Genomic DNA, 25,516 nt, shown 5'->3' on the forward strand with positions numbered 1-25,516 from the left:
TATTAGATTAAATACCTAGCTGATCAAAAAGATCTTGGTCGTTAATATCATTTAATTTTTGATTTTTAGCATTTTCTTTTTGTTGTTCAAGCTTGGCTGACTCAAATATGCTGTCGGTGTCTTGAGTATCTTGTTCAAACTCTTCCAGTTGGATAAATTCAGTTTTATCCATAGCAAATTCAAGATAGAAAATGTTGTTCTTGGCTGTAGTAAAGCTAACACGTCGAGCTTGAGGACGATCTAAGTTGGTATCAACAGATAATAAGATTTGTTTGTTGAGGGCTAACATCTTTGGTTGGTTTTGAGTAATTGAGACTTTTAATTCACGTCCGATCTTACCCGTAAAATCTCCAACGACTTGATTCATTAATTCACCAAGAATATTCGCAACTTCATCAGATGTATGGTGGAGGGCGAGCTCATCTTCAGAAATCCCCATACGTTGCATATATTCTTTATAAAGCTCCATTGCTGCTTGGCTGGTAAAGTTTGTAACGACTAAACCTGTAAAACCGCCATCAAATAGAACAAAGCAGCCAATATCAGGCTTTAAACTTGTTTTATTAATTTTTTGTACCATAGCAGAATAGGAAACGTCAGTTTCTGTTGCTTTAGATAAGACATCGGAAAGTGATTGGCATAGTTTTAATAGAATATCATCAGTAGTGACGGTTTTTAATTTTCTCATTGTACGTCCTGTTGTATCAAGATGTTGAAGGCAGCCACTAAATAGTTGTTTAAATAAAGTGGAGAAGATGCCGATAAAACAATAACGAATTGTTTATCGGCATCAAAAGAGGGAACTTTAGTCGTTGTTATTGAATGGTTATTTTGGGGGAGTGTTAACTCAGCAACCTAGCTATTAAAACGTTTTTGAAGATAGGCAATAATATCGCTAGACTCATACATCCACTCAACTCCGTCTTCGTTTTCAATGCGTAAACAAGGAACTTTACGCTTACCTCCTTGTTCGATTAACTCTTGTTCCCAAGGTGATACCTTTGCATCACGTGTTTCTAACGGTAAGCTTAGGCGCTTAGCTTCGCGACGTACCTTTACACAAAAAGGGCAAGCATCAAATTGATATAGCTTGAGTTGAGCTACCGCCTTGTTGACCTCATGTTGCTGCTCGGAAGAACGTTTTATCCCGCGAGGAGAAAAAATAAAATTTAGGACAAGAATAATACGCCCAAGAATCCAGCGAATAACCTTCATACTGACAAACCTTACATAATTAATATAGTGTTAATTTATTATCATTCATCCAAATGGACAGTACTAGAATACCGTGAAATTATAGTTATTTATAGTCATCATATATAACAACAACATCATTCAAAGAGTATAAAGCCAAGGTTATCCGAATATCATCGATAAACTCATCACTCTGTTGTAATGTAATTTTTGGAACCAAAGTCAAAAATTCGACCGATGTCACTTATCAACTAAATTTCATAATCAAATGATAGATATTTGTAGCAATATCTCTATGATATTTTTATTAATGTTAAAAAGATCTAATCTATTATTATGGCTAAAAATATACTAATTTGTGATGATTCACCGCTAGTCCATAAATCAATGACGCGTTTATTGAAGGATAGCTATGACATAAATTTATATTATGCTGAAAATGGTAGTGATGGTCTGGATAAAATAGCTAAAAATAACATTGATGTCGTTTTCTTAGATCTTACTATGCCTATTATGGACGGTTTTGAAGTATTAAAACGGCTTCCTACTCTCGCCTATAAGCCTACAATCGTTATTATTTCTGCAGATGTTCAAAAAGAAGCAGCAAGACGTTGTTTGATGCTTGGTGCTGATTATTTTTTGTCAAAGCCATTTGAAAAGAAAAAGCTCAAAAAACTGTTATCGGATTTACACATAACGGAGTTAACAAATACAACTGCGAATGAAAGTGTATTATCTGTAGATTATATTGAAGGCTTTAGGGAAATCGCAAATATCTCACTCGGTCGTGGCGCTGCAATTATTTCAGACCATCTTGGTGAGTTTATTAAAATGCCATTGCCGTATGTCGCAACAATGCAAAGTAGCGACCTTGCTATGACAATTGCTGATATTCGTAGTGATCATCAATCAATTGCAATTGCTCAACGGTTTGTTGGTGGTGGTATTCATGGTGAAGCTTTAGTTGATTTACGCGGTAAAGATATTCTTTTATTTGGCGAAAAATTGGGTTTTAGTCAAACAAATGAAGATAAAAATGAAGTTGTTATTGATATTAGTAATATCATGGTTTCTTCTTTTCTCGTTGCGTTATCAGAACAAATAAGTATTCCATTCTCAGTTCGGCAACCAATCATTTTGGAAGAGTATATGAATTTGAGCCATAAAGAGTACGAAGAGAATGATTTCTTTACAGTGGAATACGTATATAAAGCTGAAACACTGGATCTTGAATGTGAAGTACTATTTATGATGGATAGCCACTCCACTAAAGTTATTCACCAGATTATGGAAACATTAAATTGAGTGATATTTCATTAGCTGATTTTCATTTAACCATGCAGGTCCTTGATCATTTAGATGCAGGGATTGTGATATTGGATAAAGATTATAATGTATATGCATGGAATACATTTATGCAGGCATATAGCGGTATATCAACCGATCAAATAATGGGTAAGCCTTTATTTGATGTCGTAGCGAATTTACCTGAGAATTGGCTAAAAAATAAGATATCTTCAACATTTAAATTAAGAATGCGATCTTTCTCTGCATGGGAAGATCGGCCTTGGGTATTTAAGTTTAGTAATTTCAGTCCAATCTCTGGAGGCGCTGATTTCATGTATCAAAACATGACATTAACGCCTTTGAAGTCTTTGACTGGTGAATATACTCATATCTGTTTAACGATTACAGATGTAACCGATATAGCAAAAAATAAAAATCACCTAAGGGAGTCAAACGAGCAATTAACGCACCTTAGCATCACAGATCGATTAACCCAGTTGTATAATCGTGGTCATTGGGAAAATTGTTTAGTTGAAGAGTTTGAACACTATCAGCAAATGCATCAACCTATGACATTAGTTATGTTTGATATCGATCATTTTAAAAATGTAAATGATACTTATGGTCATGTTGCTGGTGATGCAGTCATTAAAACGATTGCCCATATTGTACGTAAAGCGAAACGCCAAAGCGATATAGCAGGGCGGTATGGGGGAGAAGAGTTTGGTGTGATTCTACCGGGAACAACGGCAGATATGACCAGCTATTTTACGGAAAGGTTACGTAAAAAAGTTGAAAAAGCGAATGTTGTTGTTGATGGTAAGACAATTAATGTCACTATAAGTTTAGGTGTGTGCCAACTACACCCAGGTATTACCAACTATGAGTCATGGTTAGAACAAACAGATTCTGCTCTGTATGAATCTAAGAATAAAGGGCGAAATCAAACGACAGTAATGCAAGCAGATGGTAAATTTATCTCTCTAGAGACAAATGTAAAAAATATCAATGAATTCAACAGAAACATTGGTTAATGGAAAAATAAATAGTACAGTATATTAAATTTTGCTGATTATATATGGATAGTATTGTGGAAAATCTGGTCGTAAATACAGAAGGATATGAAGCTTTAGTTGAATATTTAGCATCAAGCTTAACCTTGTTTGAAGGTTTATCTGTATCTGTAAATAGCATTACTATAGAAGATGTTGTTACTGATTTGATTGCAACACAATTGATGACAGTATTTTCGCAAAATCCTGATATTGAGCAAGACGTCCGCTTTCAGTTAATGCAAGAAGCTGATGCAGTTCTTGCTGATCTTAATCAAGTTCTTGAAGGAATTTGGTTATGTGAAGCTTCTGATGTGCAAATTAGTTTTTTAGAAGACTTTATTAGTTTAGTAAAAAACTTATTCGACTCCGCAATTTCAAAATTGTCTTAATAAAAATTTTAATGTAATTAATCTTTTTAATAAATGCAGAAAAGGAATGAGGTATTTAACACCCCATTTTATTTCAACTTTTTTCTGCATTTATTCATATAAATACCTCAAAAAATCCCTATATGGAATGTGAGTTAAGTATTATTTAATGCATGTTGATTACCCTTATAAATAATAATGTTAATAAAATAAATAATTGAAATATTTCTTTAACAATTAATTATTACCTTAATGCTCTAAAGAGAGTATTCATAATATTAATAATTGGTAGTTAGCATTTTGCTTATTGCTTTTCTCTCTTAACAATGTTCTGAGGATAGGTTAATGAAGCAAGTACATCGCGCAAAAAAATTATCTGTTGTTTTAAGGATACAGTTTGTTTTAGCAATACTAGTAACAATCAGTGTTGTGCTTTCTTTTTCGGGTAATAATGGCTTAAATAACATGACCCGTGAATTTGATGTATTAAGCAACCAAGCGGTTCCTGTATCACTAAAAAATGCCACCATTGTGACAAGTGCATTAGAAGTTGAACAAAGTTTAAGTGATATGTTGATGAGTGATAATGAACAGTCACTGAATCAAACATTTGCTATTTATAAGAATATGCATAGCCAAGGTGAAGATGCCGGTAAAGAGTTAGAAGTTTTAGCAACAAATTATAAGATAAACTGGTTAAAACAATATGCAGATAAATACTTGTCTGAAGTTGAATCTATTAATGAGTTAGCATTTGATATTTATTCCATTCAAAAAGAAATTATTTTAAATAAAGAAAAGCTATCAACTGAACGTTCAACGATGAACTATGCGGTTTCATCTGTACGTTCAGAAATGAGTCGTGTCGGTATAACATTATATTCTGATAACGAGTACGCGATGAGTAATGTCACTAACTTTTTAAATCATGCTGTTGAGTTAAGCGGCAACTTGATGTTGTTAGTGACAGAGCCTGATGTAGTTAAAGCAAGATTGATAGCAAAAGATCTTAAACGTACGAACTTATCAGGGATGAAATATGCTTGGGGTGAACTGGTACGTGAAAATGATGCGATAAATGATTTTTCTAGCCTCACAGTGCCTTTTGAAATGGTAAAAAAGTTGTTTGCCGATCAAGGGTATATTGAACGTTATTTAAATGTATTGAAACTCGATGAAGAACAAAGCATTAAATATACCGAAGTTAAACACCAAACAAGTTTGATTATGGATTTGCTCCAAGTGATCACCCAACAATCACATGGCTTAATTAAAAATGGTGAAAATGGGTTCACACATGCAAGTAATGATGCACGACAAATGTTCCTAATTTTCAGCATCATTGGTTTAATTATTTCAGTGTTTGCAGGATCGTGGATAAGCCGCGTCGTCAGAAAGTCTATTGAACATATTAGTGACGTAGTAAATAAAATTAGTGAAGGAAACTTAACAGTTAAAGCAAATACTAATGCTGCAAGCGAATTTGCTCAGTTAGCAGAAGTGCTCAATGATCTCTGCGATCATGATAGAGAATCACTGCAACAATTAATTACTAACAGTAATGAGTTAACCAGTGCGGCTGAATTAAGTATGCGTGCTTCCACAACTTCACGTGTTGCGCTACAAAATCAAAGTGAAGAATTGGCTGTTGTAACAACATCGATGACACAACTTGAGGGATCTATTCGAGAGATCTCGCAAAGTAGCTCTGAGTCAGAAAAACAAGCGCAAAAAGCTCAACAGTTGGCATTAAATGGTGTTGGGATCATAGAGTGCAGTACTCAAGGCTTATTAGCGCTAGAAGAGCAATTCGCAATCAATGAAAAGCGAATGCAAGAGTTAGATAACTACGTAAAAGAAATTACAGAAGTGGTAGAGCTGATTAGTTCTATTGCAAATAACACCAATTTACTGGCTTTAAATGCAGCCATTGAAGCAGCAAGAGCGGGAGAACAAGGCCGTGGCTTTGCTGTTGTTGCAGATGAAGTTCGTCAATTGGCAAGTGAAACAAATCAACAAACAGAGTCTATTCGCAATACGATAGCATCGCTTCATAAAGCGGCAGATGACGTCAATGAAGCGATGTTAGTGAGTCGCAAAGAAATGATGTCGTCTATTGAACGTAGCAGTGATGTGCAACAAGCTATCAATTTGATCAAAAATACCATTTCAGATATCAATCAACAAATGGTGACGATAGCTGTCGCGACACAACAACAAGAACGAGCGTCACAACATGTAGCCCAAAATTTGGAGCAGGTTGCAAGTCGTGCCCAACAAAATAATCACCAGCTTGATACGCTTGTTGATGAAGCTGAACGTGTCGCTGTCATTGCACAACAACAACAAGGTATGTTGAGCCGTTATCATTTAGAGGATGAAAATGATCCCGTCTTATCATTCGAAACACCAGTATCGACTAATTAATAATCAGAGAAGAACTGGATAGAGTTAATTTTTGTATGTTGCGCATGGTATTCGGTAGAATGCGGCAGTTCATTTTGTCTCAGGTTATCCTTCATGCGCATACATGCTGTACATACATTATATGACGAACGTTTAGCGCGTTCGACTCGTCCATTTTTAGCTCGCGGTTGTAAAGTTGAGCGTTGTCGTCAATGTATGCTGCGAACTCATCTCTGTATTTGTGAGTATCGACCATTAGCAACATCGAATGCTGCGTTTTTACTCGTAATGTTCGATGACGAGATCTTAAAACCAAGCAATACAGGCCGTTTGATTGCTGATATTTTTGAAGATACCTTCGCTTATATTTGGTCTCGTACTGAGCCGAATACAGAGATGTTAGCACTGCTTAATGATCCACAATGGCAACCTTATGTGGTTTTCCCTGCTGAATATGCAGAGCCTGAACGTGTTGTCGAAAACGTTGAACTGCCAGACGATAAACGTCCCTTATTTATCATGCTGGATGGTAGTTGGGCTGAAGCAAAAAAAATGTTTCGTAAAAGTCCTTACCTAAATAATTTCCCAGTCTTATCGATAAACCCTGATAAACCATCACGTTATAAAATGCGTGAGGCGTCTAAGGATAACCAATTAGGTACAGCAGAAGTTGCTGCTAAAATTGTTGATTTATTTGGTGAGCATGAAAATGCTGAAATGTTAGACCTATGGTTTGATGTATTTCGTGAAAATTACATCGCAGGTAAAATGAATCGACTATTGCCTGATGACTCTGCCTTAAAAACACTTCAAAGTTTTATGCTTGATTACGGAAATTAAAGACAAACGTTACATTGTCACTTGCTGTTAATGAGAGACGTTGTCATTTAACCAGTGATGATTATGTAATTTAGCTAATTTTTTTCTTTAAACGAGATCTTTACACCTGATCATGAGGCTAAATTTGCTATTAGTCACAGATAGAGTGGTGCTTAGTGTGGATAATTTTCAAAGTAGTGAAAGTTTTGTACACTGGTCGGGTGTTGTTGAGCATTATTTGTGAGGTTATAGGATGTACTACGGCTTTGATATCGGCGGTACCAAAATTGAATTTGGGGCATTTAATGAAAAGCTTGAGCGTGTAGCAACAGAGCGTGTGGCAACACCAGGTGATGATTACAATAAGCTAATCGATATAGTTGTTACTTTGGTTCAACAAGCCGATGAAAAATTTAGTTGTGAAGGCTTGGTAGGCATAGGTATTCCTGGTATTGAAGATGCACGAAATGGCGTTGTATTGACGTCTAATATTCCTGCTGCAAAAGGGCGTACGTTACGTGCAGACTTAGAAGCGAAACTGGGTCGTAAAGTGGCACTTGATAACGATGCGAATTGTTTTGCATTATCTGAAGCGTGGGATGATGAACATAAAGATTCGCCATCAGTTCTAGGTTTAATCCTTGGTACTGGCGTTGGCGGCGGTATGGTATTTGATGGCAAGGTGTTTTCTGGCCTAAACCATGTAGGTGGTGAACTAGGCCATGCTCGATTACCGTTAGATGCATGGTTGTTTTTAGGTGAAAATGCACCGTTACTGGGTTGTGGATGTGGTCAAAAAGGCTGTATTGATAATTATCTTTCGGGTCGTGGTTTTGAATTGTTATACCAGCACTATTACGGTGAAAAGTTAAAAGCAATTGAAATTATTGGTCATTATCGTGAAGGTGAAGAAAAAGCAGTTGAGCATGTAGAACGTTTCTTAGAGTTGCTTGCTATCTGTTTAGCTAATATCTTTACCGGCTTAGATCCGCACGTTGTGGTACTTGGTGGTGGTTTATCTAATTTTGATGTTATTTACGATGAATTACCAAAGCGTTTACCTAAATATTTACTGTCTGTGGCTGTTGCGCCAAAAGTAGTGAAAGCAAAATATGGTGATGCGGGTGGCGTACGTGGTGCGGCATTCTTAAATATAAAATAATATTTTTTAGATTTAATCAAAAGGGCTCTTATAGAGCTCTTTTTTGTTAAACGAGCCTCATAATTTTACCTCTGTTTAAAATTCTTATTTTTAAATTGCTAGTATGAATATACTTCAATAAGGAAACGAATATGGACATTGCAGAGCTTGAGCAGGAATTAAAAAAAAAACTCGCAGCCTTATGAGATAAAATCTTATGGTTTAGACATTAAGTTTGGTTTTCTCTTAGGCAGTTTTTCAGTGTATTACGATAAGAAACGCGACGATTTACGATTTGGTTCGCCACTGAGGTGGATATTATATTTAATTTCATTCAGTGCATTAGGCTATCTTATGATGAGCTTCGACTATTCTCCACTACAAGCATCTTTCCTGTTTATCATTGTGATTATAAATTTTGTTTTTGCCATTATCAGAGAACTGCGAATTTATAGACTAAAAAAACGGCTCTATATCCAATAACATCCTTTCTTCAAATGTGCATTGTTGGTGATTTTTATATATTGTTTCAATTGATAAAAGATCGCTTATTTCCTTTTATGGTAGAATCACGGCTCTTACTTGTATCGAAAGTTATAAGTGTTTTTACTGTTAGGAAATCATTATGTCGTTTCAATCCCTAAACCTTCATCCCAATTTGTTAAAAGCATTGACTGAATTAGGTTATTCAACACCTACAGATGTACAGCAACAAGCAATTCCATTGGCATTGAAAGGTGATGATGTAATGGCAGGTGCACAAACTGGCACAGGTAAAACAGCAGCATTTGCACTTCCACTATTACAACGCTTAATGAGTTTACCATCGCAAACTGAGCAGGTATCGACAGCGGTCGAAAATAATCAGAAATCACGTAATAAAATTCGTGCTTTAATTTTGACTCCAACACGAGAATTAGCTCAACAAGTATTTGATAGTATTACAACGTATGCCAAATATACCGAGTTAAAAGTGGCGGTTGCTTATGGCGGTACGAGTATGAATGTACAAGTTAAAGCCTTAAATGCAGGCGCTGAAATCTTAGTCGCGACACCTGGACGTTTACTTGATCACGTCTTTAATGGTTCTGTCTCTCTATCTGAAGTTGAAACGTTTGTATTAGATGAAGCAGATCGTATGTTAGACATGGGGTTCATTGTTGATATTCAACGTATTATGAAGCGAATGCCAGCTGAGCGTCAGACATTATTTTTCTCTGCGACTTTTTCAAAGCAAGTTAAAAAACTAGCATTTGATATTCTCACCAATCCTAAAATGGTAGAAGTGACGCCAGCAAATACTGCAGCTGAAACCGTTGAACAAATGGTTTACCCCGTTGATAAACATCGTAAAGCTGAATTACTTGCATATTTAATTGGTTCTCGTAATTGGCGACAGGTACTGGTTTTCACCAAAACCAAACAGGGCTCTGATCAATTAGCTAAAGATCTAGGCCTTGATGGTATTAAAGCATCATCGATCAATGGTGACAAAAGCCAAGGTGCCCGCCAACGTGCATTAGATGATTTCAAATCAGGTAAGACTCGCGTACTAGTTGCGACTGATGTTGCAGCAAGAGGCTTGGACATTGAGCAACTTGAATATGTGGTTAACTTTGATATGCCTTTCAAAGCTGAAGATTATGTTCACCGTATTGGTCGCACAGGTCGAGCAGGGATGACAGGGCATGCGATTACTTTGATGAGCCTTGATGAAGAATGGGCATTAAAAGCGATTGAAGATTTATTAGATAGCCGTCTACCACAGCAATGGCTTGAAGGTTATGAGCCTAACCCTGCATTAATAGAAACACAATCTGTTCACCGTGGTGCGGCAGCTGAAAAGAGACGAGCAAAATCGAAAAGTAAAATTCACCAGAATAGAGGTAAGCATAGAAATCGTCGATAATATACGGTTAAACGATAATGACAAACTCAAGATAACTTATTGTTTTAGTGGTGTTAATTTTCTTCATTAAAAGTATAATAAGGCTTGCAGATTGACGATTATCTTATTGTTATTATCGTTGAGCTTTGCTAGTTTTGCTATTAACTTACATGCATATTTTTTGCTTTATTTGTCTTTGAGGTTTTCATGGCAGGTTTAACAAAACCAGTCCGTTATACTGTATTCTTTCTTGTTATTTTCACCTGTATTGTTTACGTGTGGTTTATGCTTGGCGGTGCAAAGAAAGAGTACATTGTGACACCTGTAAATAGTACATATCAACTTATTGATGATACAGGGCAGAATGGTGCAACAGAGTCGTCTTTAAAGATAGATAGAAGCGGCGCATTACTTGAGTGTAATATAGTTAATAAAGCGCAATGGCCTTTTTGTGAAATTGCCATATCACTGACAGATTCAGTTGATAAAGGCATTGATCTTAGTGATTATGATAGCGTTGGGATTGATATTGATTATGATAGCCCTTTAGATGGAGAAAGAGTTCGTATTTATTTACGTAATTTTGATCCAGCTTACGCGAAGTTATCAGATCCTATTTCTCTAAAGTTTAATGCAATTGAGTATGCCCCTGGAGAGGATAAAGGACTGATCAAATTTCCTCTTCGCTCTTTCCAAGTTTTATCATGGTGGATAGCGGATTACGAAGTGCCTGTTGATAAATCCAGTCGACAGTTTGATAACATTTCAATCATTGAAATTGCTACAGGCAGTTATGTAAAAGAAGCCAATTATTCTATTAAATTAAATAAACTGATTTTTTATGGTGAAAGGATCAATGAACAAACGTTAGTAAAAGTATTGCTATCGCTATGGGTGATAACAGCAATATTTTTTATTATTATTGATCGTATTTATCTACGAAAACAGATTAAAGAAACGGAAGAACGTACACAGCGGTTACGTGACGCTAACCGTGTTTTATACGAGAAAAGCTTAGTGTTTGAAGAGCTGGCATTTACGGATCCATTAACACGTACGCGTAATCGACACGAGATCAATGAATGGTTAGCAGAAGTTACAACACACTCTATTGATAACAAAATTTCTTTCTCAATGATGTTTATCGATATCGACCACTTCAAACAAGTAAATGACAAGTATGGTCACCGGTTGGGTGATGAAGTGTTAAGACGATTTGCAAGTTTGATCAATAAGCGTGTTCGAAAATCTGATGTCTTTGCACGTTGGGGAGGAGAAGAGTTTGTAATTTTTTGCCCAGCAACACCTCTAGGTGCAACCGCTGAACTGGCCGAATCTATACGTGAATGCATTGAGAATGCAGTATGGGATAACGGGATGAAAGTGACTTGTAGCTTAGGTGTCGCAGAACTTGAAAATGAAGATTATAGCCACTTCATTGAGCGTGCTGATGAAGCATTAATGAAGGCTAAAGAACGTGGAAGAAATCGAGTTGAGATAGCTTGGAACGAGCGACAATTATAAGTTAATCAGATGATGTAAAAAAACCGTGTTGATTTATCAACACGGTTTTTTGTTATTACAAATTAGATGACTAATTTTCCTGTTGCAAGTAAGTAGATTCCAAACGCTGAAATAGTAATAAGGAATAAAACAAAATAGATTTCTTTACCTACAAAAACAGGCTTATTTTGTTCACGTTTTGCTTTGATAAAGAAAAATAGCCCCGGTAAATACAGAATTGCAGATAATAGCAAATGGTGTAAACCTGATGCGTACAGAAGCCAAATACCGTACACGGTTGCAAAGATACCAACCCAGAGTAAAGTGCCTCTATTTTTAGTTTTTATCGCTATTTTTAACGTATATGCTGCAACTAGAAAGTAGGGGATTAAAATCATTTCAGAGGCAATGACCAGAATGTTATTGTAGGTTCCACCTGCAAAAGTCACTGCAAATAAAGATATCTGAATACAAATAGTCGTTAGGTTTAATGCGGTAACAGCTGTACCAGCTTCATTTTGTTTCTTATAAATTTTAGGAAATACATTGTTATTCGCGGCAAGAAATGGTGCTTCTGTCGCTAAAACCGTCCAACTAAGGAAAGCACCACATACAGAAATAAGTAAGCCACAGCCAATTAGTACGGCTCCCCACGGGCCTAAAATGTGTTCTAATACTTTAGCCATTGATGGATTTTGTAACTTAGCAAGCTCTGGTGTGCTGATGACACCCATAGAAAGAAGCGTTACAAAAATATAAATAATAAGAGCTGTTAATAGACCGAGAATAGTTGCTCGACCGATATCTTTACGATCTCTAGCTCGTGATGAAACAACGACAGCGCCTTCAACACCAATAAAGACCCATACAGTGATTAACATAGTGGATTTTACTTGATCAAGCAGATCATGTTTGGAGCCAAACTCAATGCCGGTAAAATCAAAAATGAATGTGTGCCATTTGAAGGCAAGCATGGTGAAGAACACAAATAAGAAGAGCGGAACTAATTTAGCGATGGTTGTTACCATATTAATTTTTGCTGCTGTTTTAACACCTCGCAAAATTAAGAAGTAGACTAGCCATAAAATAATAGAAGCACCAACAACAGATTGCCAGGTATTACCAAGCCCAAAAATGACATCATTAGGTTTATCGAAAAACATACCTAATGTGCTAAAGACAATCACCAAATATGAGACATTTGCTAACATTGCACTAAGCCAGTAACCCCATGCGGAACAAAATCCGATGTAGTCACCAAAACCAGCTTGCGCATATCCAAATACACCGCTATTGATTTCAGGTTTTAGAATCGAAAGGTATTGAAACGATAGGGCGAGAAAGATCATGCCGATACCGGTGATCATCCATCCAATCATTACAGCCGCTGGACTTGCAACGAGTGCCATATTTTGAGGAAGGCTAAATACGCCGGCACCAATCATTGAGCCGATCACGAGTGCTGTTAGCGCTCCTAATCCAAGCTTATTATCCATGTTGTAACCTAATCTTTAATTATCATATTAATAAGATTATATGGGCTTTTTATGTACCTAAAAACTATTATCTTAATAAAATGATAGTTTGTATGTTTATTTAGGATAGTACAGGGACGATATTTAAATTTATTAACGTTAACCACATTAAAAACACGTTAATTTAACCATTTTGTTACGAATTCAGTTCATGTTAGTGCACGGTTAAGTGGGCTGTTGTATTTTTATTTAGAACAAATGCCATTGCTTTTCCGTGTGTCGCCGCAGAGTTTATAAGGGGAGTATCAAACTGTTCGATTTCACCTGCAACAATAACAGCACTGCAATTTCCCATCTCTAATGCCTTAACCATTAAATTATGTTTACTTTGATGAGCTGGTGTTTTTAACAGTAAGACTTTGTTGATGTCGATACCTGCATTTTTCAATAATGATTTATCGATTAGTGCGTCATAACCTATGAACATAATCCAACGGTTTTCACTATTTGCTTTTTTTAATAGTCGTAAGAAATATGCTAATTGAGTTTGCTGCTCTGCACTATAACTCACTTCAATTGGTTGTCCTGCCGCAGCGGAAAGTGGTTGCTGAGTTGAATCTGCTGCAAATGTTGATTTGTAAACTTGTGAAGCAGTAATTGATGAGTGGTAGTTCATTAGTGCTTTCCTCAACTAGTGGTTATATATACATACTGTATGCGTGTACAGTAGTTTTATTTGACTCCTGATGCAAGTGTTTTTTGTGTGATCTTTTTATATCTTGTGTGTTTTTTTATAGGTGGTGTTTGAATTTAAATTCACTTAACAAGCTGATTTTAAATGAATATTTAAGTGAATTTTATTTGTGTTATTTTGTTTTATGAAAACTGAAAATTATCATTAGTTAAAATATTGCGCTATGTCACAGGTGTTTACACAGTAATTCATACAGTGTTTTTTACAGTGGTTGGGTTAAAACCAGACACATTATTAAACGGTTAATTTAATGTTTAGGTTGTCTGTGGACGATTAATCATCGTAATTAATGGCAGTAATGTGAATAGAAGATATCTCTTTGACTCATTCATCATGGTATTACACATAACCGATGTATTGTGTTGTATGAGCAGCACACTATCAAATGAGACATTTATGTGTATCAAGAAGGGCTTGTATTTAGGGGAAAAAGATTAATGAGTTCTAATCTGGAGAAGGCAGTCATTTACTTCTATACGATTTGGTAATAAGGAAATAACGTACTTGGGTATGCTTATATGCAATTAATGTAGTATATAACTACCTGATTAATTTGATAAATCAAATATAAATTTCTTTATAAATACAATGTGAAAGTAACAATATTATTTTTATGAGTTTAAAATAATATTATTTAAATAAAGAATATTATATGGATGCAATGAAGTTTACATTTTAGGAATAATTAAGGTATGTAAGGATAATTTTTATCAATGAATTTGAGATAAATAAAAAGAATCAGTTTTCAATAGAGCCGCATTGATATGATGAGATCAATAAGCATCTATTATATAGATGCTTATATAAAGAAATTAGACTATAAACAATATGCGACAATCGCTTTTTCGTAAGTGAAGCCTGTGTCATTTTCAACCCAGCACTCAATACAACTTCCTTCAATATCATCTGTCGTGATGCAGTCTTCAACAATACCGAACTTTCCATTCGTTAAGGCAACAACAATATCCATATTATACCCCTTAAATAACTGATAAAAATTAATTTTTGTTAACATATATTTATCAAGTTGTATCGGTAATGGTCAATCATTTTGTTTGGTTTAATTGATGCTATGGGTACTAATTTTAGTGATATGTGATATTGAGTACATATTTACTAGTGAATACTTTCATAGATGGCAATGATGCCACAGATTAAGCACAAGATAAGAGCAGCGTATCGAATCTTTTCTTTCGGTAGAGACTGGGTAGTTTTGAGTGCTAACCAATATCCCAGCCACGCACTTGGAATTAAAGGTAGAGTGATCCAAAGTTTATCTAAGGAAAGAAAACCGACAGGAATTTGCGCCGCTAAAGAAACAATAGAACTAAAAACAAAGAATGCAGACAGGTTACCACGTAACTGGTTGGCTTCCTGATGTTGTAACAATATAGCCATTGGCGGTCCACCAATGGCAGAACTTGTACCGAATAAACCTGAGAAGAATCCAGCAATAACCATTCTACGAGGCGTCGGTTCAATCCGATAAGGTAAGACACTCACAACCACAGCAAGTAGTACTAGTAAACCAATCCACAATGTTAGGACGTGAGCCGAAACATAAACCAGTAAAGCCGCACCTGCAATAGAACCAGGAACTCGCCCTAAAATTGCCATTTTTAAACCACCAAGTTCAATGCTACTTCGATGTTTTAAGGCGTTAAGTAACGAGATAAATAAAGCAATAAGGCAAATAGGGGCAGGGACATATTGTGGAGCATAAACAATCAAAATAGGAGCTGAAACAATCGCTAAACCAAAGCCGATAGCTGTTTGGACGTAAGATCCGATAAAGATCGCTGTAATCGCAAGTAAGGTGGTAGGTTCAATAGTCATTATATTTATGTAGTAGTTTAAATATGGATGGTTACATAGATTATGTAAATACTAAATCAAACTAATACTAATAATGAATAAAGTAAAATAGTAAATGAAAATATAGATAATTATCCGATTTTAATTAACTTTATGTTACAAAAGTTACTTTTAATAGATTTTTTTACTGATAAAATGCATCAGTGATTATCAGGGGGATACATGAGTTATTTATCAAAAAAAGTATCAAAACACATTATTGGTTCAGTATTAACCGCCTCTCTTTTGGGCTTTTCTAGCGTCAGCCTAGCGGAAAATATGACAGTTAATTCAGCGATTGAACATGCTGAAAAGCAATTAGATGCAAGAATTGGAGTATCAGTATTAGATGGCAAAGGAAAACAGTTATTTGGTTATAACAGTGATCAACGTTTTCCATTAATGAGTACTTTTAAAACACTTGCTTGTGCAAAGTTGCTACATGATAACCAAATCAATAATGGCATGATGGATAAAACCTATCTGATCAACGCCGATACAATTTTAGATTATGCGCCAATATTTAAAGATAAAGTCGGGACTGAAGTATCATTAAAAGAGGCATGTTTTGCCACCATGACTACCAGTGATAATTCAGCGGCGAATTTAGTACTAAATCATATTGATGGTCCTGTTGGTGTAACGACATTCTTAATTGACAGTGGTGACAACGTAACAAGATTAGATCGTGTTGAACCATTACTCAATGAGGCAACACCAGGCGATAAACGTGATACCACTACGCCTTATGCGATGAATAAAACCATTTCCAATTTAGTATTAGGTAGTGCTTTAAACGAATCCTCAAAACAACAACTGAAAGATTGGATGGAAGCAAATAAAGTCTCGAATGGCTTGTTGCGCTCAGTTCTGCCAAAAGGGTGGGAGATTGCAGATCGGTCAGGTGCTGGTGGTCATGGCTCTCGTGGTATTACTGCGGTGGTATGGAATGAACAAAAACAACCTTTAGTGATCAGTATTTACCTAACAGGTACTAAAGCGAGTATTCCTGAGCGAGACGAAGAAATAGCTCAGATTGGTCAGGCTGTTTTTAAGCAGTTTGGCGCTTAAAACACACGAATAAAAAGCACAGTGTAATATAGGTTGTGCTTTTTTATCTCTTGATAGTGGTAACATTTTTCTAACACTATGTTTGCTATTTATCGCTTAGTCAATAGGATATAGAAATACACCATAATGAATTGATGCAAATAAAGGATAACTATAGTGAAAATTAGAGGTTTTAGTCTTATTGAACTAGTTATCAGCATCGTTATTGTTGGAATTATTGCTGTTTTCGTTGCCCCTAAGTTTTTAAATATCAGTAGAGATGCTCGCATTGCTTTATTAAAAGGTGTGAAGTCTTCACTGATAACGGCAAGTGATTTTGTCCATACTCGTGCCACTGTTCTTGGTGTTGAAAATGATCTTAATAAGTCAGTGATAGATGCTGGTGATGTTAATATAGAAATTGTTATGGGTTATCCAACAGGGCATTGGATGCGTAGCATGCGCTATTTACTGACTCTAAATGATATATCCTATACAAGAGGTCGAGATACCCAATGCCAATCGGAGTGGTGCGGTTTGGGTAATCAACGAACAGTACCTAGTGGTCAAATACCGCCATTACCAGCAGGAAGTACCACACCGAAAGTCGGTAAAATATTTCCTCGCGGCTTTAGTTATAACGATCAGTGTGGAGTTTACTTTGTAAATTATTACGATGGGGAACCACCTGTTGTCGGTATTGAAGATAAAGATTGTTAACCCAGTATTTCTCTTTAAACAGCCACATAGATATTTCTCTTATTAATCACCCAGTGGTTGTCTATCGAGTCCCCCGCGATGGGCATCAAGGGCTATTTTTAACCGTCGTAGTTTATCTCTTGAACGTCGTTTGTTTTTAACCGCAATGGCCATTGATATGACATCAACCAGTGCCAGCATGGCGTAGCGTGAAGCTGATGGTTTATAGATAAAGTCTGTTTCTTGATGTTTAATTGGTAGCACTAAACTAGCTAATTCCGCGAGTGGGGTATTACTCGGAGTTATAGCAATAATCTTTAAGCCATACTCTTTGGCTAACTGCGCGGTTTCAACCACGATTGGCGTGTAACCGGTAGATGAAATCATCACTAAAACATCACTACTTTCGGCGGTTGCGGCTATCATTCGTGATAACAGCCCATCGTTATAAGCTACGACTGGGTAGCCTAATCTAAATAGACGGTGCTGCATTTCTTGTGCGGCAATTGTTGAACCGCCGCCCATTCCAATAGCGATGACTTGCCGAGCGTTGTGTAACCAATCAGCAGCGGTATCAATATCTTTTTCGACAATTAAACTGCGGTTTACATCTAACGACTGTTTGATTGATTCATAAATACCTTGATAACCACCTTGATCCGGTGGCTCTAGAATAAATCGCTGACCGACAGATAAGCTTTGCGCGAGTTTAATTTTCATGTCACGCACATTTTTACATCCAATCGCTTTAGCAAAACGAGTAATAGAAGCTTCACTAACATCAGCGCCTTGTGCTAATTCAGTAATACTGGCATTGGCTGCGCTTTGGATGTCATCCATGATCCATTGTGCGACTTTCTTTTCTGCATCACGAAGGGCATTATAACGCTCTGTTATTTGAGAAATAATATCGACATCTACACTCATATTGTTTTCCTCTTGTTAATTAGTGCGTTTAAAACCACGTTTTTACCCAGTGAGTGACGCGATCGTTATCATCAGATACAGCGACAGCACGCCATTTATCAAAGGTTAGACAAGGGTGAGAAGTTGAAAATACGAGGACATCACCTACTTGTAGGTCGCAATCACTTGAAACAGAGAGAAGTGCATGTTGATCCATCACAGCCGTTGTTTCTACCTGATCAAAAACAACAGGTTCACCATTACGATAAGCTCTTTCAAGAATAGGTAATCCTGCATCAAAAGCTGCATCACGTTTGCCAAAGCCGACAATCACTTTATTCGGCTCTGGTCGAGAAACCACATATGCCCAAAGCTCTAGTGCTGATGCTAAATCACCACCTAAATCACACGCTATTCCCTGATTTTTTTCAGCACGCTGCATGACTTTATTTTGCGCATCAAGATAAATGCCCGTGTCATGGATGGCATAACAACCGGGACGAATAACAGCCTCTAGCTCTCGATGCTTATTAAAGCATTCAGCAACAACGTCATACCAAGCAGAGCCAGCGCCTGTGACTAATGGTACTTCTTGAATGAGGTGTTCTTGTTGTAATTGAATGGTGATTGCAATAGTACGATTGAGAAAGTCTCTGACTTGTTGTTCTGCATTATTGCCATGAATAACCCCTTCGTAGACTTCAATACCTCTTAAGTTTAAGTGGGGGCTTTGGTGAATATGTTGTGCTAACGCCATGATTTCTTGCGCAGTGCGACAACCGCAGCGGCCGCCATCAACACCGATCTCAATTAATATATTCAGTTTTTGCTCATGGCTGGCAAAGAAGTCTTCCAAGGCTTCAACATTGCGTTTTGAGTCGACACAACAATAAAAATCCACATCATAATGTTTGATTAATTGCGAGATGATCATCATGTTTGCGCGACCCACTAATTGATTCGCCATAATGATATTTTTTGCCCCGCTGAGTACTGCTATTTGGGCCTGAGCAGGGCTTGCAATAGTGATACCCCACGCGCCGTGTTCAAGTTGTTGGCGGAAAAAAGCGGGTGTCATGGTTGTTTTACCGTGAGGCGCCAATTTTACGTTATGGTGATTAGCAAATCGTTGCATCCACTGGAGGTTATTATCCAGCAAAGAAGCTTTAATCACTGCTGCAGGTAAGGCGATTTCTTCATCAATAAGGCTGTAATTCCGATTTGACTTAGTCGTAATTGGTTGCGATTTATCACCAAAACTTGGCGTAGTAAAACAGTTATCATGATAGTTTGTATCATGTCTCAGGTTTTTTTTATCCATGTTGCACCTTTTCTAACATTGTTTAACTCATTGATAATTATTTCATAAGTATGTAAAGGGTAAGTTACATGTTAGAAACTATCAAACAATTGTTACCTTTTTGTGTGTTTTATCACTGATTAAAATCCGCATTTCTTTACTATGTCCGCATCTTATAAACCTAGAGCGTGTTCAGTATGCTGTGCGATACCATCATTAAAAAAGCAGTCATTGTTGACGGTACTGGCGCGGCATCGTTTATTGCCGATGTCGCCATTTGTCAGGAACGTATTCAAGCGATTGGTCAATTAGATGGTTATGGCGCTAAGCAGGTTATTCACGCTGAAGGACGAGTGTTGTCACCGGGTTTTATTGATGTTCACACCCACGATGATACCAATGTGATCCGTGCGCCTGAATGTCTTTCTAAAATTAGCCAAGGTGTCACAACCGTGATAGTGGGTAATTGTGGCATTAGTGCGAGCCCGACTATTCTTAAAGGCGAGCCACCAGAGCCGATGAACTTATTGGGTAAAAAAGACGATTTTCAATATTCAAGTTTTGGCGATTATGTAAAAGCGGTACAAGCAGCGGAGCCTGCGGTGAATGTAGCTGCGTTGGTGGGGCATACCACATTACGCAATAACGTGATGGATAATTTGCAACGTACTGCCACAGATGAAGAAATTGAATCTATGCGCCACAGCTTAGCTACAGCGATGAAACAAGGTGCTTTGGGGTTAAGTTCAGGATTAGCTTATCAAAGCGCAAAAGCTGCAACAGCAGATGAAGTCATGAGATTGGCAACTGTGCTAAGTCAATATGGTGGTATTTATACAACCCATATGCGTACAGAGTTTGAAGCAATCATCAGTGCGATGGAAGAAGCCTTTGAAACAGGAAAACATGCGCAAGTACCTGTGGTTATATCTCACTTAAAATGTGCAGGAGCTGGTAACTGGGGGCGTACGGTAGAAGTGTTATCCTTGATGGATAAAGTCTCTGAATATCAAGATATTGCTTGTGATTGTTATCCATATTCAGCCAGTTCATCAACGCTAGATTTAAATCAAGTTACAGATGATTTTGATATTTTAATTACTTGGTCTGAATCCAAACCAGAACTAGCAGGTAAAACCCTAAAGGTGATAGCTGAAGAGCTGAACCTTTCATTAGTAGAAGCAGCAAAAGTATTACAACCGGCAGGGGCTGTTTATCACTGCATGGATGAAGACGATGTAAAACGAGTTTTGAAATATAAATTGACCATGGTGGGGTCTGATGGTTTACCGAATGATCCGAAGCCACACCCTCGTTTATGGGGAGCGTTCCCACGAGTATTAGGTCAATACTGCCGTGAAGAGCAGTTATTTTCATTAGAAGAAGCGGTTCATAAAATGACGGGAATGTCGGCGAATCGATATCAATTAAAAGATCGTGGTGAAATAAAAATAGGGGCGTTTGCCGACTTAGTTTTATTTGATCCTGATACCATAAAAGATACAGCCACATTTCAAAACCCAATATCTATTGCTAATGGTATAGAAAGCGTCTTTGTAAATGGACAATTAACATATTCAAATGGCAACGTCAGTGGCAAAAGGAAAGGTGTATTTTTATTTAGAAATAACACCTAAGAAAATAATTAAAAAATAAATTTAAATAATAACTAATTATCGGTGGAGAGTAGTATGTCAATCAAACGTTATGGTGTAGAAGGTGGGGTAGGCACAGGAGGTCAACACTTGCCATTTGCTCGCGCAACCGAGGCTGGAGGCTTTCTTTATGTCTCTGGTCAAACACCTATGATTGATGGTGAAGTAGTTGAGGGTGGAATCGTTGATCAGTCTCGTTTAGCGATCCAAAACTGTATAGATATCATGGACGAAGCAGGCTATACCCTTGCCGATGTTATGCATGTAAAAGTCGTGCTTACTGATGCTCGTTATTTCCAATCTTTCAATAAAGTGTTTCGTGAATTTTTTGGTGAACATCCACCAGCACGTATTTGTATGGTGTGCGATTTGGTTGTTGATGTAAAAGTCGAAGTCGATGTGACTTGTTACCGAGAAGAACGACGTTAACTCAAGACTTAAGGTTTATTTCGAGTGCCTAAATGCCATCTCTTCAATTATTTAGGCACTCTTTTTTTATTTATATATTTACATATTGAGCTTTTAATTAATGCTTAACTCCACTGTAACCAAAATCGCATTTTTTGGTGAGTGTATGATCGAACTTAGCGGCGATCCTATTCGCAAAGGCTTTGGTGGCGATACATTAAATACTGCGCTTTATCTTTCAAGATTAACTCGCCAACACGCAGTACATGTTTCTTATGCGACAGGATTAGGTGTCGACACATTATCTCAAAAACTACTGGAAATATGGCGTCAAGAAGGTATCCACACCAATTTGGTTGAAACCTTTGCTCCGCAATTACCCGGTTTATACATGATACAAACGGATGAGGTTGGTGAGCGTAGCTTTCTCTATTGGCGAGATAACTCGGCAGCAAAACACTATTTTTCAACCTCATCGCTGAATAAATTAGAAATTGCATTACAAAATAAGCAATACGATTACTTTTACCTGAGCGGTATTAGCCTTGCTATTTTAGACCAAGCAAGCCGCTTGCGACTTAAAGATCTGCTTGAAGCTTTTTCGCAAACAGGTGGAAAGATTATCTTTGATAATAACTATCGCCCTAAATTATGGTCGAGCGAAGAAGCGCAACATTGGTATAGCCAAATCTTACCGCTGGTTGATATCGCGTTAATTACACAAGACGATGATGTATTGGTGTGGGGAGATGATGAAAGCGTTACTGCTCGTTGTTTACGTATGGGCTGCAATGAAATAGTGATCAAACGAGGCTGTGAACCTTGCCAGCTTATTTGGCGACAAGATCAGTATGTTTACCACACTTATGTTGCGGCAGAGCAAGTTAGTAATGTGATTGATACTTGTGCTGCAGGTGATTCTTTTGCTGCGGGTTATTTAGCTGGGCGAGTTACAGGGCAAAGTTATCAAGATTCAGCAATGTTAGGGCATGCTTTAGCGGCAATTGTGATCCAACATTCAGGTGCGATTATCCCCGAAAATGCAATGAAACATTTAACCTTACCCTCAAAAAGTGCGTAACGTTATTCTTTTGAATACGAGAAGTGATTGAGCCAGTGGCTGAATTTTTCAGACGTTGGCTGATATTGGTGAAAACAGTAATTAGGATTAATTGCATTAAAGTGCAATATGTTTTCAGTTGTACAATAAAATAAATAGTAGGTTCTGACGCATGTATAAAGGGACATTAGCATTACTTATTTCTAGTTTATTCACTCTTCCAACGGCAGCGATAGCAATGACGCCAAATAGCGATTTAAATTTAATGCCTTATCCACAGAATGTGGCTCTTAAAGAAGGTAAAGTCACTTTGGATAAATCTTTTTCGATTTATATCAAAGGTTATAATTCGCCCCGTGTTCAATTCAATGCTAAAAGAGCCATGGAGCGACTTTATCGTCAGACAGGGTTGCCCATGTTGAACTGGCAAGCACAATCTGAACAAGATGCGACGTTAGTGATTAATATTCATCATCGCCCCAAATCAGATGTTCAGAATATTGATAGTGATGAGTCATACAAGCTTGATGTTGGTAACGGTAAAATTGTAATTAATGCTGAGCGTCCTTATGGTGCATTTCATGGCCTAGAAACCCTGCTTCAAATGGTTTCTACGGACGCTACTGGTTATTTTGTTCCTGCTGTTTCTATTCAAGATAAGCCACGCTTTCCTTGGCGTGGGGTATCTTACGATACTTCAAGACATTTCATTGAGATTGATGTGATCCTTCGTCAATTAGATGCAATGGCATCAGCCAAACTTAATGTTTTTCACTGGCATCTATGGGACGATCAAGGCATACGTATTCAACTTGATAAATACCAAAAACTTTGGCGTGACACGACTGATGGTGATTTCTATACCAAGGATCAGATTCATCAGGTTGTTGATTATGCGCGTAATTTAGGTATTCGTGTTATTCCTGAGATCTCATTGCCGGGTCATGCATCTGCGGTTGCTCATGCTTATCCTGAATTAATGTCTGGCATAGGAAAACAACAATATCCTCAGCAACGTGGATGGGGGGTATTTGAACCCTTAATGGATCCTACTAATCCAGCGCTTTATGAAATGCTAGCGAGTGTGTTTGATGAAGTTGTCGCCTTATTTCCTGATGAGTATTTCCATATTGGTGGGGATGAGCCTAATTATCAGCAGTGGCGTGATAACCCGAAAATTCAGCAATTTATTAAAGATAATCATATTGATGGTGAACGCGGTTTACAGTCTTATCTTAATACTAAAGTAGAGAAGATGTTGGAAGAGCGCGGTAAGAAAATGACCGGATGGGATGAAATCTGGCATAAAGACTTACCCAAATCGATAGTGATCCAAAGCTGGCAAGGTCATGACAGTATAGGTCGTGCTGCAAAAGAAGGGTATCAAGGTATTCTTTCTACGGGTTATTACCTTGATCAGCCACAACCGACAAGCTATCACTATCGAAACGACCCTATGCCCAAAGGGATCACTGTGGATGACAAACTTCATCAAGGCGAGGTATTCGAGACTTATGAATGGGTGAAGCCTAGAAGTAAAGGCGGTCCACGTAAAGGTAACTTAACTATTATTACCGCCGCTGATGGCAGTTACCGAGCATTTACGGATTATAACGGTAAATCCCGTGAAGAAGTGTACATTCTTGAATATGTACCAGGTGTTAAATTCCGAGGCCATTTCGATAACTTCATGTCATACACCGAATTTAATTACGATTTTGCCAATGACAAACTTGCAGACAGCAGTTATCAGTTAATCGGTAATGTGCGTTGGCCTGCAACAGGGCAACTTGTTGCAAGTAGTGATATGAAAGGAAGTCAGATCCCAGAACCTAATGGGGGTTATCCAGCAGAATTAACTGAAAAAGAACAAGCCTTGATTTTAGGTGGTGAAATCACAATATGGGGCGAAAACCTCGATTCCACGACGATTGAACATCGTTTATGGCCACGAAGTTATGCAGTTGCAGAGCGTTTGTGGTCAAGCCAAGCGTTAACCGATGAGCGCAGTATGTATAAGCGGATGAAAGCAATAGATACGTGGTCAGAGATATCTGTTGGGTTACGCCATCATGCAGATGCAAACATGATGCTAAAACGTCTTGCTAATGGTGCTGATTCAAGCGCGTTACAAACCTTAGCCAAGTACGTTGAGCCAGCCCAATATTATGCACGTCATTGGGAGAAGTGGAATTCGACACCAACGAAAGGCGATTTATATAACCAGTATGAGCGTTTAAATCGCTTTGCTGATGCATTGCCTGTTGAAAGTTTGGCAGTGTATGAGATGAACGATCTGGTTTCACGTATTAGTAAGGGGGATATGTCAGCCCTTGCTACGCTAAATATGCATTACTTAACAGTTGAGCTAGCCGCGCAGCAAGCCAAACCGATTTTTGCTAACAATATTGCTGCTGTAAATACTATGCCTATGACTGATGCTGTTACAGCGGTTGCAGATCTCGGAATGAACCTGATTGATAAAATAAAACAGGGAAGCCAGTTATCAGAGCAAGAGGTAGCGGCTTATCATCAAATTATTGATAAAAATGCCGTCATATTTGACGAAACCATCGTTGCTATCGTCTCGCCAACTAAGCAGTTACTTCACATTTTAGAAAATCATTAAACGAAGTCGTTGCCGTCTGTTTATTCAGGCGGCATTTTAATGATTGATAACGCATTTATTTATGA

Annotated in this window: 22 protein-coding genes; 14 read left to right on the top strand and 8 right to left on the bottom strand. The window is 37.5% G+C overall.

The window, feature by feature from the left end:
* Positions 1 to 7: 7 nt before the first annotated feature.
* On the bottom strand, positions 8 to 688 hold the full coding sequence (locus BTO08_RS05010; RefSeq protein WP_105060141.1) for a DUF3334 family protein: 681 nt from the start codon (positions 686 to 688) through the stop codon (positions 8 to 10).
* A 167-nt stretch (positions 689 to 855) separates the two neighbouring features.
* Complete coding sequence (locus BTO08_RS05015) at positions 856 to 1,215, bottom strand: glutathione S-transferase N-terminal domain-containing protein (RefSeq protein WP_105060142.1); 360 nt, start codon at positions 1,213 to 1,215, stop codon at positions 856 to 858.
* Positions 1,216 to 1,530: 315 nt separating this feature from the next.
* Here BTO08_RS05015 and BTO08_RS05020 point away from each other — a divergent pair, with 315 nt between their 5' ends.
* The 8 genes from BTO08_RS05020 to BTO08_RS05060 all read left to right on the top strand — a co-directional run bounded on the left by BTO08_RS05020 (position 1,531) and on the right by BTO08_RS05060 (position 11,682).
* Positions 1,531 to 2,499 carry a response regulator gene (locus tag BTO08_RS05020; protein WP_105060143.1) on the top strand — a complete coding sequence of 323 codons (969 nt, stop codon included), beginning with the start codon at positions 1,531 to 1,533 and terminating at the stop codon, positions 2,497 to 2,499.
* Entirely contained in the window at positions 2,496 to 3,515 is a 1,020-nt protein-coding gene (locus BTO08_RS05025; protein ID WP_105060144.1) for a GGDEF domain-containing protein, read from the top strand. Before BTO08_RS05020 ends, BTO08_RS05025 begins: the two co-directional genes overlap by 4 nt.
* A 65-nt stretch (positions 3,516 to 3,580) precedes the next feature.
* Positions 3,581 to 3,925, top strand: a complete 345-nt coding sequence (locus BTO08_RS05030) for a DUF3802 family protein (RefSeq protein WP_105061311.1) — start codon at positions 3,581 to 3,583, stop codon at positions 3,923 to 3,925.
* 324 nt (positions 3,926 to 4,249) lie between these two features.
* Positions 4,250 to 6,331: a methyl-accepting chemotaxis protein gene (locus BTO08_RS05035; protein WP_105060145.1), complete on the top strand. Its 2,082-nt coding sequence runs from the start codon at positions 4,250 to 4,252 to the stop codon at positions 6,329 to 6,331.
* Positions 6,332 to 6,424: 93 nt separating this feature from the next.
* Complete coding sequence (locus tag BTO08_RS05040; RefSeq protein ID WP_105060146.1) at positions 6,425 to 7,150, top strand: tRNA-uridine aminocarboxypropyltransferase; 726 nt, start codon at positions 6,425 to 6,427, stop codon at positions 7,148 to 7,150.
* A 232-nt stretch (positions 7,151 to 7,382) separates the two neighbouring features.
* Entirely contained in the window at positions 7,383 to 8,291 is a 909-nt protein-coding gene (gene nagK, locus BTO08_RS05045; protein ID WP_105060147.1) for an N-acetylglucosamine kinase, read from the top strand.
* Between the two features lie 604 nt (positions 8,292 to 8,895).
* On the top strand, positions 8,896 to 10,179 hold the full coding sequence (locus BTO08_RS05055) for a DEAD/DEAH box helicase (RefSeq protein WP_105060148.1): 1,284 nt from the start codon (positions 8,896 to 8,898) through the stop codon (positions 10,177 to 10,179).
* A 186-nt stretch (positions 10,180 to 10,365) separates the two neighbouring features.
* On the top strand, positions 10,366 to 11,682 hold the full coding sequence (locus BTO08_RS05060; RefSeq protein ID WP_105060149.1) for a GGDEF domain-containing protein: 1,317 nt from the start codon (positions 10,366 to 10,368) through the stop codon (positions 11,680 to 11,682).
* Between the two features lie 62 nt (positions 11,683 to 11,744).
* Here BTO08_RS05060 and BTO08_RS05065 read toward each other — a convergent pair whose 3' ends face one another.
* From BTO08_RS05065 to BTO08_RS05075, 4 genes are all read right to left on the bottom strand, one after another.
* Positions 11,745 to 13,157 carry a basic amino acid/polyamine antiporter gene (locus tag BTO08_RS05065; protein ID WP_105060150.1) on the bottom strand — a complete coding sequence of 471 codons (1,413 nt, stop codon included), beginning with the start codon at positions 13,155 to 13,157 and terminating at the stop codon, positions 11,745 to 11,747.
* Positions 13,158 to 13,350: 193 nt separating this feature from the next.
* Entirely contained in the window at positions 13,351 to 13,812 is a 462-nt protein-coding gene (locus BTO08_RS05070; RefSeq protein ID WP_105060151.1) for a cell division inhibitor SulA, read from the bottom strand.
* An 895-nt stretch (positions 13,813 to 14,707) separates the two neighbouring features.
* Positions 14,708 to 14,860, bottom strand: coding sequence for a hypothetical protein (locus BTO08_RS22295; protein ID WP_198038414.1), 153 nt, complete (start codon positions 14,858 to 14,860; stop codon positions 14,708 to 14,710).
* Positions 14,861 to 15,006: 146 nt separating this feature from the next.
* Positions 15,007 to 15,726: a sulfite exporter TauE/SafE family protein gene (locus tag BTO08_RS05075; protein WP_105060152.1), complete on the bottom strand. Its 720-nt coding sequence runs from the start codon at positions 15,724 to 15,726 to the stop codon at positions 15,007 to 15,009.
* Between the two features lie 201 nt (positions 15,727 to 15,927).
* Between BTO08_RS05075 and bla the strand changes: the two genes are divergently transcribed.
* Together bla and BTO08_RS05085 are read left to right on the top strand one after the other, a co-directional pair.
* The gene (gene bla / locus BTO08_RS05080) at positions 15,928 to 16,815 is read left to right on the top strand and encodes a class A beta-lactamase (RefSeq protein WP_105060153.1); all 888 of its coding nucleotides are present in this window, start codon (positions 15,928 to 15,930) and stop codon (positions 16,813 to 16,815) included.
* 156 nt (positions 16,816 to 16,971) lie between these two features.
* Entirely contained in the window at positions 16,972 to 17,514 is a 543-nt protein-coding gene (locus tag BTO08_RS05085) for a prepilin-type N-terminal cleavage/methylation domain-containing protein (protein WP_105060154.1), read from the top strand.
* Positions 17,515 to 17,556: 42 nt separating this feature from the next.
* On the opposite strand, the gene BTO08_RS05090 is transcribed toward BTO08_RS05085, so the two are convergent.
* Together BTO08_RS05090 and BTO08_RS05095 are read right to left on the bottom strand one after the other, a co-directional pair.
* The gene (locus BTO08_RS05090) at positions 17,557 to 18,420 is read right to left on the bottom strand and encodes a MurR/RpiR family transcriptional regulator (protein ID WP_105060155.1); all 864 of its coding nucleotides are present in this window, start codon (positions 18,418 to 18,420) and stop codon (positions 17,557 to 17,559) included.
* Between the two features lie 28 nt (positions 18,421 to 18,448).
* Entirely contained in the window at positions 18,449 to 19,720 is a 1,272-nt protein-coding gene (locus BTO08_RS05095; RefSeq protein WP_105060156.1) for an amino acid deaminase, read from the bottom strand.
* Between the two features lie 176 nt (positions 19,721 to 19,896).
* Between BTO08_RS05095 and BTO08_RS05100 the strand changes: the two genes are divergently transcribed.
* The 4 genes from BTO08_RS05100 (at position 19,897) to BTO08_RS05115 (ending at position 25,451) form a co-directional block, all read left to right on the top strand.
* Positions 19,897 to 21,336 (top strand): N-acyl-D-amino-acid deacylase family protein, encoded by a 1,440-nt coding sequence (locus BTO08_RS05100; RefSeq protein WP_105060157.1) that lies wholly within the window; start codon positions 19,897 to 19,899, stop codon positions 21,334 to 21,336.
* Between the two features lie 54 nt (positions 21,337 to 21,390).
* A complete protein-coding gene (locus BTO08_RS05105) occupies positions 21,391 to 21,783 on the top strand; it encodes a RidA family protein (protein ID WP_105060158.1) in 393 nt (130 codons plus the stop codon).
* Positions 21,784 to 21,883: 100 nt separating this feature from the next.
* Entirely contained in the window at positions 21,884 to 22,843 is a 960-nt protein-coding gene (locus BTO08_RS05110) for a sugar kinase (RefSeq protein WP_105060159.1), read from the top strand.
* 151 nt (positions 22,844 to 22,994) lie between these two features.
* Positions 22,995 to 25,451, top strand: a complete 2,457-nt coding sequence (locus BTO08_RS05115) for a family 20 glycosylhydrolase (RefSeq protein WP_105060160.1) — start codon at positions 22,995 to 22,997, stop codon at positions 25,449 to 25,451.
* Positions 25,452 to 25,516: the final 65 nt, after the last annotated feature.

This window comes from Photobacterium angustum, from assembly GCF_002954615.1.
GTDB lineage: Bacteria > Pseudomonadota > Gammaproteobacteria > Enterobacterales > Vibrionaceae > Photobacterium > Photobacterium angustum_A.

Coding starts and splice junctions, on each gene's coding strand:
- BTO08_RS05010 (WP_105060141.1), bottom strand. CDS start 688: ATGAGAAAATTAAAAACCGTCACTACTGATGATATTCTATTAAAACTA.
- BTO08_RS05015 (WP_105060142.1), bottom strand. CDS start 1,215: ATGAAGGTTATTCGCTGGATTCTTGGGCGTATTATTCTTGTCCTAAAT.
- BTO08_RS05020 (WP_105060143.1), top strand. CDS start 1,531: ATGGCTAAAAATATACTAATTTGTGATGATTCACCGCTAGTCCATAAA.
- BTO08_RS05035 (WP_105060145.1), top strand. CDS start 4,250: ATGAAGCAAGTACATCGCGCAAAAAAATTATCTGTTGTTTTAAGGATA.
- BTO08_RS05040 (WP_105060146.1), top strand. CDS start 6,425: ATGCGCATACATGCTGTACATACATTATATGACGAACGTTTAGCGCGT.
- nagK (WP_105060147.1), top strand. CDS start 7,383: ATGTACTACGGCTTTGATATCGGCGGTACCAAAATTGAATTTGGGGCA.
- BTO08_RS05055 (WP_105060148.1), top strand. CDS start 8,896: ATGTCGTTTCAATCCCTAAACCTTCATCCCAATTTGTTAAAAGCATTG.
- BTO08_RS05060 (WP_105060149.1), top strand. CDS start 10,366: ATGGCAGGTTTAACAAAACCAGTCCGTTATACTGTATTCTTTCTTGTT.
- BTO08_RS05065 (WP_105060150.1), bottom strand. CDS start 13,157: ATGGATAATAAGCTTGGATTAGGAGCGCTAACAGCACTCGTGATCGGC.
- BTO08_RS05070 (WP_105060151.1), bottom strand. CDS start 13,812: ATGAACTACCACTCATCAATTACTGCTTCACAAGTTTACAAATCAACA.
- BTO08_RS22295 (WP_198038414.1), bottom strand. CDS start 14,860: ATGGATATTGTTGTTGCCTTAACGAATGGAAAGTTCGGTATTGTTGAA.
- BTO08_RS05075 (WP_105060152.1), bottom strand. CDS start 15,726: ATGACTATTGAACCTACCACCTTACTTGCGATTACAGCGATCTTTATC.
- bla (WP_105060153.1), top strand. CDS start 15,928: ATGAGTTATTTATCAAAAAAAGTATCAAAACACATTATTGGTTCAGTA.
- BTO08_RS05090 (WP_105060155.1), bottom strand. CDS start 18,420: ATGAGTGTAGATGTCGATATTATTTCTCAAATAACAGAGCGTTATAAT.
- BTO08_RS05095 (WP_105060156.1), bottom strand. CDS start 19,720: ATGGATAAAAAAAACCTGAGACATGATACAAACTATCATGATAACTGT.
- BTO08_RS05100 (WP_105060157.1), top strand. CDS start 19,897: ATGCTGTGCGATACCATCATTAAAAAAGCAGTCATTGTTGACGGTACT.
- BTO08_RS05105 (WP_105060158.1), top strand. CDS start 21,391: ATGTCAATCAAACGTTATGGTGTAGAAGGTGGGGTAGGCACAGGAGGT.
- BTO08_RS05110 (WP_105060159.1), top strand. CDS start 21,884: ATGCTTAACTCCACTGTAACCAAAATCGCATTTTTTGGTGAGTGTATG.
- BTO08_RS05115 (WP_105060160.1), top strand. CDS start 22,995: ATGTATAAAGGGACATTAGCATTACTTATTTCTAGTTTATTCACTCTT.